Genomic DNA, 13,472 nt, shown 5'->3' with positions numbered 1-13,472 from the left:
CTCAGACTTCTTCGACGGCGAAGATCCTGCGGTGCTCCTTGATGGCGTAGCGGTCGGTCATGCCCGCCACGTAGTCGGCGATGGCCCGCGGCGCGTCGGTTTGCGCCCGGGCCTGGAACTCCGGGGGCAGCAAGCGGGGATCCGACAGAAAGGCATTGAACAGTTCGCGGACGATGCGCTTGGCCTTGCTAGCCATCCGCTGCACGCGATAGTGCTGGTAAAGACTCTTTCGCAGAAAGGTCTTCAGCTCCTGCTGCTCCGCCTGAATCTCCGGGCTGAAGGCGATCAACGGGGGCGCCAGCCTGACCTCGTCGACGGAAGCGGGGGCGTGCGCGCGCACCAGCCGCCGGCTTTCCTCGGCGAGATCGGAAACGAGCGTGTTGATCATGCGGCGCACGGTTTCGTGAACCAAGCGCCGATCTTGCAGGTGCGGATACAGTCGCCGCACTTCGCCGAGATGGCGCGCGAAGATGCGCACGCCTTCCAGCTGCTCCAGGCCGATCAGCCCGGAGCGCAGGCCGTCGTCCACGTCGTGGTTGTTGTAGGCGATCTCGTCCGCCAGGTTGGCAACTTGCGCCTCGAGCGAAGGCTGAAGCTTCTTCAGAAACCGCTCGCCCATCTCGCCCAGTTGCTCGGCGTTCTTCACGGAACAGTGCTTGAGGATTCCTTCCCGCGTTTCGAAACACAGATTCAGTCCGTCGAACGCACCATAGCGTTGTTCGAGAACGTCGACCACCCGCAGCGACTGCAGGTTGTGCTCGAAGCCGCCGTAGTCGCGCATGCATTCGTTGAGCGCTTCCTGGCCGCTGTGGCCAAAGGGGGTGTGCCCGAGGTCGTGAGCGAGCGACACGGCCTCGGCCAGGTCTTCGCAGAGGTTCAGATTGCGGGCGATCGAGCGTGCTATCTGCGCAACCTCGATGCTGTGCGTGAGGCGGGTGCGGAACAGGTCGCCTTCGTGATTGACGAAGACCTGGGTCTTGTACTCGAGCCTGCGGAACGCCGCGGAGTGAACGATACGGTCGCGATCGCGCTGAAATTCGGTCCGACCTGTCGGCGGCGGTTCCTGGATTCTGCGTCCGCGCGTCTTTGCGGGATCGGCTGCGTAAGGCGCCAGTTCAGACATCCGTGGAGGCGGTAGCAAGCACGTCGCGCAACGCGCCGGCCGGGTAATCATCGGTGACGAAAGCCTCTCCGAGCGAGCGCAGCAAGACCAGCCGGATCCTGCCTTTTGCCACTTTCTTGTCGTGCCCCATGAGATCCATGTATCTCGAGGGGCCCAGGGCTGGGGCGTCGACCGGCAGCCGCGCTCGGCGCAGCAGTGACTCGATTCTGCGAACCTCGGTTTCGGTCAGATGCCCCATGCGCTGAGAAAGCCGCGCCGCCAGCATTGTCCCGGCCGCGACGGCTTCGCCATGCAGCCAACGCCCGTAACCCAGCCCGGTCTCGATGGCATGTCCGAAGGTGTGGCCGAGATTGAGCAATGCCCGCTGACCCCCCTCACGCTCGTCTGCGGCCACGATTCTTGCCTTGTTCTCGCAGGAGCGCTGCACGGCGTAGCGGAGGGCGGCGCTGTCGCGCGCGACGAGCTGTTCGATGTTCCGATCCAGCCAGTCGAGAAATTCGCGATCCATGATCAGCCCGTACTTGATCACCTCCGCCAACCCCGCCGAAAGCTCGCGATCCGGAAGCGTCGAGAGGGTCGCGATATCGCTCAACACCAGTCGGGGCTGATGGAATGCACCGATCATGTTCTTGCCCAGCGGGTGGTTGATGGCGGTCTTGCCGCCCACCGCGGAGTCGACCTGGGCAAGCAGGGTGGTGGGAGCGTGGATCAACGCAACCCCGCGCAGATAGGTCGCCGCGGCAAAGCCCGCGAGGTCGCCGACTACGCCGCCGCCGAGCGCGATCAGGGTCGTATCGCGCTCGCAGCGATGCTGCAGCAGAACGTCGAAGATGTGATTGAGCGTCTGCCAGTTCTTGTGCTCTTCCCCGTCCGGCACAACGATGGGCACGACTTCGATGCCAGAGGTTTTGAGCATGTCCGCAAACTGCTCAAGGTAGAGGTTGGCCACGGTCGAGTTGGTGACCACGGCGGCGCGCCCGTCCTTCAGATAAGGGACGATCAACTCCGCGCGGCGATGCAGGTGCTCCCCGATCAGAATCGGATAGGACCGCGCCCCGAGTTCGACCTGAACGGTACGAACCGGGGAGTTCTCAGGCATGCGTCCGGACATGCTGCGCGAGCAATTGCTCCAGCCGTCCAAGGAGAACGCCCAGGCTTTGGCTGCCGGTGTCGACCACGATATGCGCCACCTCCCGGTAGAGCGGATCGCGCCCTTCGAGCAGCTCGGTCAGGCGAGCCTTGGGATCCGCGGTCTGCAACAGCGGGCGATTCTTGTCGTGACGGGTCCTGTTCATCAAGTCCTTCGCCGCGGCCCGCAGGTAGACGACCGTTCCTCTTGACTTCAGAAGCTCCCGATTGCGGGGGTCCAGTACGGCTCCGCCCCCGGTCGCGAGCACGATGTTCTGGAGGGCGGTCAACTCTTCGATGACCGCCCGCTCCCGCGCCCGGAATCCACTTTCACCTTCGATCTCGAATATCACCGGAATGCGCACTCCGGTGCGTGCCTCGATCAGGTGGTCGGAGTCGTGGAATTCCTTGCCAAGGCGCTTGGCGAGCTGCTTGCCGACCGAGGTCTTTCCAGCGCCCATCATCCCGACCAGAAACACATTGCCCGGCACGCTGGCAGATGCTCTCTGTGCCGGCTCAACGCGACGTCGCATGGACCGATTCTAACGAAAAACGGCCTGCCCTCGGAGGGAACAGGCCGTCGAGGTGAAGTTGCGCCGGTCAGCGCACGGTGACTTTCTCGGTGAGGATCCTGGGCGTGACGAAGATCAGCAGCTCGCGCTTGTCGTTGCGCTTGAGGTTCTGGCGGAAAAACCGCCCGAGGAGCGGGACATCTCCGAGCACGGGCACCTTCGTCACGGTATTTTGCTCTTCCTGCGTGTAAATGCCGCCGATGCCCACCGTGCCACCGTTTTCGACCAGCACTTCGGTGACCACCTGCTTGGTGTCGATCGACGGTCCCGCAGCGGTGTTCTGCCCGACGCTGTCCTTGTGCACGTCGAGCTTCATGATGATGTTGTCGTCCGGCGTGATCTGCGGCTTTACCTTCAGGCTCAATGTCGCCTTGCGGAAGGAAACGCTGGTCGCGCCGCTGCTGGTCGCCTGCTGGTACGGGATCTCCGTGCCCTGTTCGATGGTGGCTTCGACGTTGTCGGCCGTGATGACCCTGGGGCTCGAGACGATCTTTCCTTCGCCGTCGGCTTGCAACGCCGTGATCTCCATGTTCAGAAACTTGCTCGCGGCGCTATTCATCAGAATCAGCGAAAACTGCCCCGGGTTCACCCCGCCAATGCCCGGCGCGGGCATGTTCACCGACATCGCATCCGCGATGAAGTCCGGCGTGGAGGAACTTTGTCCGGAATGGAAGCCCGTGTCGCGGATGCTTCCGCCCCCTGTCAGGCGAGTATCGCCGATCCCCGTTCTGCCTCCTCTTCCGGTCTGGTCATGCACGCCCAGCCGCACGCCGATGTTCTTGCTGAACGTGTCGCTCGCCTCCACGACCCGCGCTTCGATCATGACCTGGCGCACGGGCACGTCGATCTGCTTGATCAATGCCCTCACCTCGTCGAGCTTCGACTCGATGTCCTGAATGAAGATGGTGTTGGTTCTCGCGTCGACGACCGCGCTGCCGCGCTTGGAAAGAATCTTCTGGTTCGGGTCGGTAATCAGCTTCTGCAGATCTTCGGCCCGCTGATAGTTGAGCTGAAAGCTCTCGGTGCGTACCGGCTCCAGGTCCGATATCTGCTGCTGCGCCTCCAGCGCCAGCTTCTCCTTGGCGGCCAGCTCATCGCGCGGGGCGATCCAGACCACGTTCCCCGTCTTGCGCATGTCCAGGCCCTTGGCCGTCAGGATGATGTCGAGCGCCTGATCCCAGGGCACATCCTTCAGACGCAGCGTGAGATTGCCGGTCACGGTGTCACTGGTAATGATGTTGAGCCCGGTGAAGTCGGCCAGCACCTGCAGCACCGCGCGCACCTCGATGTTCTGGAAGTTCAATGACAGCTTCTCGCCGGTGTATTGACCTTTGGCGGCGGCCGCGCGCGCATCTTCGGTCACCGGCTTCACCTCGATGATGAAGCGGTTGTCGGCCTGATAGGCCGCCTGTTCCCAGCGACCTTTCGGAGCGATGGTGAGCCGCGCATTGCCCGCAGCAGTCTGCAGATCGAAAAAGTCCACCGGTGTGCCGAAATCGGTCACGTCGTAGCGGCGCTCGAGCGCAGGCGGCAGCTCGGTCTGAAGAAAATCCACAATGATGTTGCGTCCCTGTTGCCGCAGATCGATTCCGGTGGTGCTGTCCGACAGGTCGATGACGACTTGCGCTTCGCCGTTCCTGCCGCGGCGAAAATCGACGTCCCGAATCGCATGTGCAGGGCCATCGGACTTGGCCTGGGCGAAGTGGACGGGCTCTTCGGTCTTGGCCTGGGCAGCGTCGGCAGCGCTGTGCAGCGTCACGACGACGGAGTTACCCTCCAGTTGCGCGTCGTAGGCGACCACCCTGGACAGGTTGAAGACTACGCGCGTGCGACCGCCAGCTTGGCCGAGCCGGATAGTCTTCAGCTCGCCCTGATTGACGTCCTGGGAGTTGCGCCCGAGCCCGTTGCTGGTGCTCGGAAGGTCGATGGCAATTCGCGGCGGATTGTTCAGGGTAAAGCCCGCGGGTGGATTGGGCAGCGGCTGTTTGAGCGCGAGCCTGACAATCACCTTGCCTGGCTGGGTCGACACGTCGAGCCCCTCCAGGACATTCCCGTTCTGCCCGACGGCCAGTCCCGGCCATACGATGACCGCAACGGCGGCCATCCATCGGAGATACTCGCGCAAATCTCGCATGATCTAGCTCCTCACTGCTCCAGCAGTTGCAAGCTGCTGGTTCGCTCGCTCCAGCCGCCGCTCGCAGGATCCTGGATGACCTCCCTCAAGGTAACGCCGGTCTCGCTCACAGCCGTCACGACTCCGAAGTTCTGTCCCATGTAGTTGCCGACTTTGACCCTGTAGAGATTGTTGTCCGGCGTCATGATCAGTGCAAAGCGAACCTGCCGGCTTTCGATCGTGCCGACCATTTTCAGGCTCTCCAGCGGAAACGCCTCCAGTGCTTCCTTGCGCCGGTTCACGTCCGGAACGGGTCCACCGCCGACCAGCTCAACCGACTCGAGCTTGCGCGGTTTGAACGGATCCGGCAGCTCGAAGGCGTTGTAGGCGAACGGCTCGAACTGCTTGAGTTCGGGAAGCGGCTCCACCCGCCCGCGCAGCCCCTGTTTCGATTCCTCGACAAAACGCTCCAGGTCCTCGAACTCGCCGCTTCCGCAACCGGAGAGCGTCGCGCAGGAGAGGACAAAGACGAAATAGACAGCGTACTTCAACGCGCCCTCGGACGTTTACCTTTGTTGGCCCGCTCGCGCAGCCTTGCGCTGTGCCGCCACCTCGGCTTCATCCAGATAGCGATACGTGCGGGCAATCGCATCCATGGTCAGCAAGCCATCCTTGTCTGCCGACAGCGAGATATCGTTCAGCGTCACGATGCGAGGAAGCTGCGAAATGTCGCTGGCGAAGGCCCCCATGTCATGATAAGTACCGGTGAGCTTGATCGTAATGGGCAGCTCCGCATAGAACTCCGACTTCGTCTCCGCCGGGGCTGGGCGGAACAGCTGGAATTGCAGTCCGCGCCCCAATCCCGCCTGGTTGATGTCCGTCAGCAATGCTTCCATCTCGGACTTGTTTGGCAGCTGTTTCAACATCTCTCCGAACTCTTCCTCGATCGTGGCGAGCTGCTGGCGATATGCTTCCAGATTGACGGCCTGCTTCTGCTTGTCCAGGAACACGGTACGCAGTTCCTGTTCTTTCTGCCTGAGGCTGTCCAGCAGGGTCAGCTGGTTGCGCCAGTCGAACCAGAAACTGCCAAAAACCATCACAACAAAGAACAGAAACAGCACCGTCAGCTTCGGCAGCACCGGCCATGAACCGATGTCTCGCGGATTGAGTCTGCGGATATCGTCAAGCGTCATGAGGGTCAGGCCTTTGGTTGAGCCGCCGCCGGATTGGCCGGCGCGGCCGCGGGACGGGACTGCGCGGGGGTGGTCTGCTCCTTCGGGCGGCTGATCGAGACGAACAGGTTGAACTCGTTCAGCGTCTGATCGCCGACTTTGGACGCCTTGATCTCGACCAGTTGCGGAGCTTCCAGCCAAGGCGAGGCCTCGAAATTGCGCATGAGCGTCGAGACCCGGGCGTTCGAGGTCGCGTAGCCGATGACGTTTACCCTCGCGCCGGTCTGCTTGATCGACTTCAGATACACCCCCTCCGGAAGCTGCCGCACGAGCTGGTCGAGCAACCGGACGCTTTCGGTACGGTTCGTCTGTAATGACTCGACGACCCGTTTCCTGGCGAGCAAGGCCTGTGTCTGTTCCTTCAGCTTCTTGATCTCGTCGATCTGCTTGTCGAGCTCGGCAATTCTGGTCTCCAGGAACTGATTGCGGCGCTCCTGGTTCTCGATCCGGCCTTGGAAGAACTGATGTCCGGAGAACCAGACCAGGCCGCCGAGAAGTGCCACGAGGCTGACCAGCACGACGAACTGGCGCTGCTGCGCCTTGCGCCGCTCAGCCCGGTGCGGAAGTAGGTTAATCGGAATCACGCGTCGAACCTCCTCAGCGCCAGCCCGCAAGCAACGAGCAGGGCCGGAGCGTCTATGCCAAGCTGGGGCTGACGAATCTTGGAGGCGATTTCCATGCCGACGAAGGGATTGGCCACAACCGTGTTGATCTGGGTGCGCTCGCTCACCACCTGGGCCAGGCCCGGAATGCTGGCGGTACCACCGGACAGGAAGATGTGGTGCACCTGGTTGAACTGAGTGGAGGTGAAGAAGAACTGCAGCGCCCGCACGACTTCCAGCGCCAGGGTATCCATGAACGGGGCGAGCACTTCGCCTTCAAAAGTGTCAGGCAGTCCGCCACCGCGCTTCGCCGCTTCTGCTTCCTCTGCGGACAAGTTGTAGTGGCGCATGATGTCCTGCGTGAGCTGGTTGCCGCCGAAGGGCTGTTCGCGCACGTACACTGACTGATTGTTGCGCAGAACGTTGACGTTCATCATCGACGCGCCCACGTCCACCAGGGCGATGGTCTGATCCAATCCACCGTCGGGCAGCTGCTTCGCGATCAGTTCGAACGCGTTCTGGGCCGCGAACGAGTCGATATCCATCACCACTGCCTTTAGACCAACCGATTCGGCGACTGCGACCCGATCTTCGACCTTCTCCTTGCGCGAAGCGGCGATCAGGACTTCGATATCCTCGGGACTATTGGGAGCCGGGCCCAAAATCTGGAAATCGAGATTGACTTCCTCGAGCGCGAAGGGGATGTACTGATTCGCCTCCGTTTCGACCTGGGCTTCGAGCTGATCCTCGGTCTGCCCAGCAGGGACCACGATCTTCTTCGTGATCACCGCTGCCGATGGCAAGGCCATGGCGAGGTTTTTGATGCGAGTGCCCATTCGCTTCCAGCCGCGGCGCACAGCATCACCGACCTGCTCCAGGTTCATGATGTTACCGTCGACCACGGCGTCCTTCGGGAGCGGCTCTATCGTGTACCGTTCCAGGCGGTAGCGCCCGTGACCCGGTCCACCCAACTCGACCATCTTCACCGAAGAGGAGCTGATATCCACCCCGATCAGCGGCGGGGCCTTGGGCTTCAGGAGCGCACCAAGGAAGTCTGTATCGAACTCAAATTTTCCTTTGAGCATTGGCCGGTTAGGCGCAATATGAACAAACTACATTAAATGCTAGCAGCAAGACTATTGCAAGTAAAGCAAAAAGCTCTAGAGGCCCTCCTCGTCAGCGGCGACCCATTTATAATGCGCCAGTAACTCTCCTCTTATTCCCCTTCCCGCGCCGGATGTATTCCAGATGGTGGTTCTACGCCCTCTGCGTTTTGGGGGCAATCCTCGCTGCAGGCGGTTTGCTGGCCGGCTATGCCGCAGCCGTGGCGTATCCGCGCCTGCCATCGGTCGAAACGCTGGCGGCCTACCAGCCGAAAATTCCTCTGCAGATCTACAGCATCGAAAACGAGCTGATCGGCGAGTTCGGCGATGAAAAGCGCGCGTTTATTCGCATTGCCGACACACCGGAGAAATTGCGCCAGGCCGTGATTGCCGCCGAGGATGAGCGCTTCTACCAACACCGCGGCGTAGACTATGTCGGCGTGATACGCGCGGCGCTGGCCAACTTCGCATCGGCGAGCGCACGCCAGGGTGCAAGCACGATCACGATGCAGGTCGCCCGTAACTTCTTTCTTTCGACCGAGAAGACTCTGACCCGGAAATTCAATGAAGCGCTCCTGGCGTTCAAGATCGAGCGAAACCTCAGCAAGGATCAGATCCTCGAGGTCTACATCAATCAAATCTACCTTGGACAGAGGGCTTATGGATTCGGCGCCGCCTCGCAGGTGTACTTCGGCAAGCCGGTCGACAAGCTGAGCCTGGGCGAGATCGCCATTCTCGCGGGTCTTCCGAAAGCGCCCTCTCGTTACAACCCCTTCGTCAACATGAGCCGCGCAAAGCAGCGGCAGCTGTATGTCTTGCGTCGAATGCAGGAGCTGGGCTATATCGACACAGCCGAATTCAAGCAGGCCGAGTCCGAGCCCATCGTGCTGGCCGCCCAGGCCCAGCAGTTTGCCACCAAGGCCGAGTATTTCGCCGAGATGGTCCGCCAGGCCATCTACGACGCCTACAGGGAGGAAGCCTACTCTCGCGGCTTCCGCGTGTTCACCACTCTGTCGAAGGCGCATCAGGATGCCGCCTATCGGGCCGCTCGGGCCGGTGCTCTGGAGTACGACAAGCGCCAGGGATATCGCGGCGTAGAAGGCTATTTCGACTTGCCCAAGGAGGTCAGTGAAGAGCAGCTGGAAGACGCGCTGTCCGAGGAGCTGGAGAGCGAAGACATTTATCCGGCGATCGTCCTCGAGGCTTCGCCGCGAGCGGTAACCGCGTACCGCAAGGGCGGCGAAACGGTCAAGATCACCGGCGAGGGGCTGAAGTTCGCAGCCAAGTACATCGGCGATCGCGCCCCGACCAAGACCCGGATCAAGCGCGGCGCGTTGATCCGCGTGCAGAACGATGCCGCCGGTGCGTGGGCCATCGTCCAGCTGCCGAAGGTCGAGGTCGCTTTGGTGGCGCTCGACGCCGACAGCGGCGCGGTGCGTGCGCTAGTCGGCGGCTTCGATTTCAGCCGCAACAAGTTCAACCACGCCACCCAGGCGCGTCGCCAGCCCGGGTCGAGTTTTAAGCCGTTCATCTATTCCGCCGCGCTGGAGAAGGGATTCACTCCGGCGACCATCATTAACGACGCACCGATCACCATCGACGCCAGCGAGACCGGGTCGGTAGCGTGGGAGCCCAAGAATTTCGACGGCGAGTACGATGGCCCGATCCGGATGCGCACGGCCCTGACCAAATCGAAGAATCTGGTATCGATTCGCATCCTGCAGGCGATCACGCCGCACTACGCGCAGGACTACATCGCCCGTTTTGGTTTCGATCCGCGTCAGCATCCGCCTTATCTTACGATGGCACTCGGCGCGGGTTCGGTGACCCCGCTAGAACTGGCCATGGGTTACGCGGTATTCGCCAATGGCGGCTACCGCGTGGTGCCGTATTTCATCGAGCGCATCGAGGACGCTCAGGGCAACGTGCTGGGAAAGGCCAATCCGGTGCTGGCTGGCAAGGGTGCGGAGAGGGTGGTGGACCCGCGCAACGCCTTTCTGATGACTAACATGATGCAGGACGTGATCCGGGGAGGCACCGGGGCGCGCGCCATGGCCCTCGGACGGGTCGATCTGGCGGGCAAGACGGGAACCACCAACGATCAGATGGACGCCTGGTTCGCGGGCTTCCAGCGCCATCTGGTCGCCGTGGTATGGATGGGCTACGACATCCCGAGGTCTCTGGGCGATCGCGAAACCGGTGCGGTAGCAGCCCTTCCCATCTGGATCGAGTACATGCGCGCCGTGCTCAAGGGCAAACCCGAGGAGCTCCCGGTTGCACCCGAGGGGGTCGTCGCCGCTGCAATCAACCCTGAGACCGGGCTGCGCGACCGGAATGCCGCGCATCCGATGATCGAGTACTTCTATCACGAGAACGTTCCGCCCGAGCAGGAGAGCGATCCGGGCACGCCAGAAGCGGAAGGCAGACCGGCTGAAGAGATCAGCGACCAGCTCTATTAAGCGCCCATGGCGAAGGAGAACTCGAACAGCCGCCTCATGCGCGAGCGCATCGCGCATCTTGCCGCTCGGCTAATGGCGGTGGACGGGGTCGACGACTACGCCCTGGCGAAACGCAAAGCCGCCCGCCAGGCCGGCGCCCCGGAGACGCGTCATTTGCCGACCAACGAGGAAGTGGAAAAGGCGCTGCGGACCTACCAGCAACTCTATCAGGCGGACGAACAGGGCGCACACCTGCGGCACTTGCGACACCGTGCCCTGGAAATGATGCGGCTGCTCGCTGCCTTCAACCCCTTCCTCTCCGGGTCGGTACTGAATGGCAGCGCGGGCAAATACTCGGACATCGACATCCACCTGTTCACAGACAGCATCAAGGAGGTGGAGCTGTTCCTGCTCAATCGCGGCATCGCCTATCGGGCACGCGAACGGCGGCTCTACGTGGGAGACCAGCAGCGCAGTGTGCCGAGTTTCGAGGTCAGCCAGGCGGACGCGGATTTCGAGATCACGGTTTTCTCCTCGCACGATCAGCGTGTGGCTCTGCGCAGCACGGCGGAAGGCAGGCCGTTCGAGCGCGCGCGCATCGACTGGCTGGAATCAGTGCTGCGCGACGCGCCGGCCTCGGGCTAGCCGCGAAGCCAGGTGGCCGCATCCAGGGCGAAATAGGTTAGGATCGCATCGGCGCCCGCGCGCTTGAAGGCGAGCAGCGCCTCAAGGACGCATTTGCGCTCGTCGATCCAGCCGTTGCGTCCTGCTGCCTTCAACATCGTGTACTCTCCGCTGACCTGGTACACGAAAGTCGGCGCGCGGAATTCCTCCTTGACCCGGCGTACGATGTCCAGATAGGGAAGCCCGGGCTTGATCATCACGATGTCCGCCCCTTCTTCGAGGTCGAGCGCGACTTCCCATAGCGCTTCGTCTGAGTTCGCCGGGTCCATCTGATAGGTGAACTTGTCGCCTTGGCCCAGATTAGCGGCCGAGCCGACTGCGTCGCGAAACGGCCCGTAGAAGGCCGAGGCGTATTTGGCCGAGTAGGCCAGGATCCGGACTTTCTGCAGCGCGTTCTGGTCCAGTGCCCGCCGCAGCGCGCCGATGCGCCCGTCCATCATGTCGGAGGGCGCCACGATGTCCACGCCGGCCTCTCCGTAACACAGGGCTTGCTTGACGAGCACTTCGATCGTCTCGTCGTTCAGCACATAACCGCCCTCGTCGATCAGCCCGTCCTGTCCATGGGTGGTGTAGGGGTCCAGAGCGATGTCGGTGACCACGCCCAGCGCGGGAAAGCGCTTCTTGATCTCTCGAACGGCCCGCGGAACCAGCCCCGACGGGTTATAGGCTTCCTTGCCGTCCGGCGTCTTCAAGCGATTATCGATGACGGGAAATAGCGCGAGCGCCGGGATTCCGAGCGTCAGGCATTTCTCGGCAACCGGGAACAGGCAATCCAGCGTGACGCGCTCCACGTCCGGCATAGAGGGGACAGGCTCCGTCCTAGACGCGCCTTCAATCACGAAAACCGGATAAATGAGGTCGTTTGGAGTGAGCACGTGCTCTCTTACCAAGCGGCGCGAGAAATCGTCCCTGCGAAGGCGCCGCATGCGGCGCTGCGGATAATGTCCAAGTACTTGCATTCCTGATCCTTTTACTGGCCATGCCGAGCCCGCAGAAGGCACCGCAAGCAATGCGGAACTTTCCCGGCCCAAAGCCCTCTTAGTAAGCAGACAGTAATGTCTCCCGCTTCTCCTCCCTGAGCGGGTGCCTTAATCCAATTGAGGCTTTAACCCCCGGTTTGATCCCCTTTAACCGGGGGTTTTTCTTTGCATTGTACGGATGCCTGGCGCTTGCCCCGTCCCCGAGGCCAGCCAATCCCGGATCCGCTGCCGGGCTTCTTCGACCCCAAGCCGGGTCCGGCTGGAAAAAAGCTGCGCGGATATCGGGAGATCAAAGGCTGCCAGCTTGGGCCCGAGAGAGTTCAGGACGCGCGCTGCCTCCGCCTGGGACAGCCGATCGGACTTGGTCAGCAGTGCGTGAACTGGCTTGCCGGCCGGTTGCAGCCACTCCAGCAACTGACGATCCAATGGCGTAAGGGGATGCCGGGCGTCCATGACGAGGACAAGGCCGATCAACTGTGGTCGGCCGTGCAGGTATTCGGTAACCATCGAGTGCCACCCATTTCTCAGGTGAGCCGGTGCACGGGCATAGCCGTATCCCGGTAGATCCGCCAGTGCCATGCCCGGCTCGATTTCGAAGAGATTGATTTGTCGGGTGCGGCCGGGCGTGCGGCTGACCCTGGCGAGGGCCTTGCGGCCGGTGAGCGCGTTGATCGCGCTGGACTTGCCGCTGTTGGACCGGCCGACGAATGCCACCTCTGCCCGAATCGCAAGTGGGAGTCTGGATACCGTGTTGCTCGAAGCCAGGAAGCGTGCGTTCTCGAACATCGCTGTGAGCGGGTTTACTTGGGTTAGAATCGCGGCGGTTTTTTTGAGCCGGAAGGCACGGCTGCAGGAGTTTCCCCCAATGTCGCTTCGCGCGCTTGTTTTGGTCCTTGCCCTCGTCCCGGTCGACGCGGCATCCGCGCCCATCGGCGATGCTGCCAGAGGCCAGGCAGTCGCAAACCAGGTATGCGCAGTCTGTCATGGCAGCGATGGCAACAGCCCGCTTCCCGCCAATCCCAATCTGGCGGGTCAGCACCCCGAATACCTGTACAAGCAGTTGCGCGAGTTCAAGTCGGGCGTACGCAGCAACCCGATCATGATGGGCATGGTGACGGCCTTGTCCGACGAAGACCTACGCAACGTCGCCGCGCATTATGCGGCTCAGAGGCCGCGCGGCCTCGCAGCCCAGGATGCCCACCTAGTGGCGCTGGGTCGCAAGCTGTTCCGCGGCGGAAACGCTGACAAGGGGATAGCGGCCTGTGCCGGATGTCACTCGCCGAACGGCGCGGGCATCCCGGTGCAGTACCCGCGCATCGCCGGGCAGCACGCCGAGTACACCGCCAACCAGTTGCGTGCGTTTCGAGCGGGGGAACGCGCCAACGACGAAAACCAGATGATGCGCAGCATCGCCTCGCGGCTCAGTGACCAGGAAATTTCCGCGCTCGCCGACTATCTGGCGGGGCTGCGCTGAACCAAGGCTTGCCGGCGCGAGGC

At 62.2% G+C, this 13,472-nt stretch carries 12 protein-coding genes and 1 pseudogene; 3 read left to right on the top strand and 10 right to left on the bottom strand.

Going from position 1 to position 13,472, the window contains the following annotated elements:
• Position 1: 1 nt before the first annotated feature.
• The 8 genes and pseudogenes from VNM24_00085 to VNM24_00050 form a co-directional block, all read right to left on the bottom strand.
• Positions 2 to 1,120: pseudogene (locus tag VNM24_00085) on the bottom strand (deoxyguanosinetriphosphate triphosphohydrolase).
• Positions 1,116 to 2,222, bottom strand: a complete 1,107-nt coding sequence (gene aroB / locus VNM24_00080) for a 3-dehydroquinate synthase (protein HWQ36997.1) — start codon at positions 2,220 to 2,222, stop codon at positions 1,116 to 1,118. Before aroB ends, VNM24_00085 begins: the two are co-directional and overlap by 5 nt.
• On the bottom strand, positions 2,215 to 2,784 hold the full coding sequence (locus VNM24_00075) for a shikimate kinase (GenBank protein ID HWQ36996.1): 570 nt from the start codon (positions 2,782 to 2,784) through the stop codon (positions 2,215 to 2,217). The genes aroB and VNM24_00075 overlap by 8 nt, the downstream gene beginning before the upstream one ends.
• Before the next feature lie 67 nt (positions 2,785 to 2,851).
• Positions 2,852 to 4,957 carry a type IV pilus secretin PilQ gene (locus VNM24_00070; protein ID HWQ36995.1) on the bottom strand — a complete coding sequence of 702 codons (2,106 nt, stop codon included), beginning with the start codon at positions 4,955 to 4,957 and terminating at the stop codon, positions 2,852 to 2,854.
• Positions 4,958 to 4,968: 11 nt separating this feature from the next.
• Positions 4,969 to 5,487, bottom strand: a complete 519-nt coding sequence (locus VNM24_00065) for a pilus assembly protein PilP (GenBank protein HWQ36994.1) — start codon at positions 5,485 to 5,487, stop codon at positions 4,969 to 4,971.
• A gap of 15 nt (positions 5,488 to 5,502) precedes the next feature.
• Positions 5,503 to 6,129, bottom strand: coding sequence for a type 4a pilus biogenesis protein PilO (locus VNM24_00060; GenBank protein HWQ36993.1), 627 nt, complete (start codon positions 6,127 to 6,129; stop codon positions 5,503 to 5,505).
• Between the two features lie 5 nt (positions 6,130 to 6,134).
• A complete protein-coding gene (locus tag VNM24_00055; protein HWQ36992.1) occupies positions 6,135 to 6,752 on the bottom strand; it encodes a PilN domain-containing protein in 618 nt (205 codons plus the stop codon).
• Positions 6,749 to 7,855: a pilus assembly protein PilM gene (locus VNM24_00050; protein HWQ36991.1), complete on the bottom strand. Its 1,107-nt coding sequence runs from the start codon at positions 7,853 to 7,855 to the stop codon at positions 6,749 to 6,751. Before VNM24_00050 ends, VNM24_00055 begins: the two co-directional genes overlap by 4 nt.
• Before the next feature lie 152 nt (positions 7,856 to 8,007).
• Between VNM24_00050 and VNM24_00045 the strand changes: the two genes are divergently transcribed.
• Both VNM24_00045 and VNM24_00040 read left to right on the top strand, forming a co-directional pair.
• Positions 8,008 to 10,332, top strand: a complete 2,325-nt coding sequence (locus tag VNM24_00045; protein HWQ36990.1) for a penicillin-binding protein 1A — start codon at positions 8,008 to 8,010, stop codon at positions 10,330 to 10,332.
• 6 nt (positions 10,333 to 10,338) lie between these two features.
• Positions 10,339 to 10,956 carry a UDP-N-acetylmuramate--alanine ligase gene (locus VNM24_00040; GenBank protein HWQ36989.1) on the top strand — a complete coding sequence of 206 codons (618 nt, stop codon included), beginning with the start codon at positions 10,339 to 10,341 and terminating at the stop codon, positions 10,954 to 10,956.
• Here the strand turns inward: VNM24_00040 and hemB are convergent.
• Positions 10,953 to 11,954 (bottom strand): porphobilinogen synthase, encoded by a 1,002-nt coding sequence (gene hemB / locus VNM24_00035; protein ID HWQ36988.1) that lies wholly within the window; start codon positions 11,952 to 11,954, stop codon positions 10,953 to 10,955. The genes VNM24_00040 and hemB overlap by 4 nt on opposite strands.
• A gap of 168 nt (positions 11,955 to 12,122) precedes the next feature.
• Positions 12,123 to 12,761, bottom strand: coding sequence for a ribosome biogenesis GTP-binding protein YihA/YsxC (yihA, locus tag VNM24_00030; GenBank protein ID HWQ36987.1), 639 nt, complete (start codon positions 12,759 to 12,761; stop codon positions 12,123 to 12,125).
• Positions 12,762 to 12,840: 79 nt separating this feature from the next.
• Between yihA and VNM24_00025 the strand changes: the two genes are divergently transcribed.
• Complete coding sequence (locus VNM24_00025) at positions 12,841 to 13,449, top strand: c-type cytochrome (GenBank protein HWQ36986.1); 609 nt, start codon at positions 12,841 to 12,843, stop codon at positions 13,447 to 13,449.
• Positions 13,450 to 13,472 lie beyond the last annotated feature (23 nt).

The sequence above is a fragment of the Burkholderiales bacterium genome, from assembly GCA_035560005.1.
GTDB lineage: Bacteria > Pseudomonadota > Gammaproteobacteria > Burkholderiales > Eutrophovitaceae > DASRFY01.
This window is presented reverse-complemented; position numbering and strand designations above follow the sequence as displayed.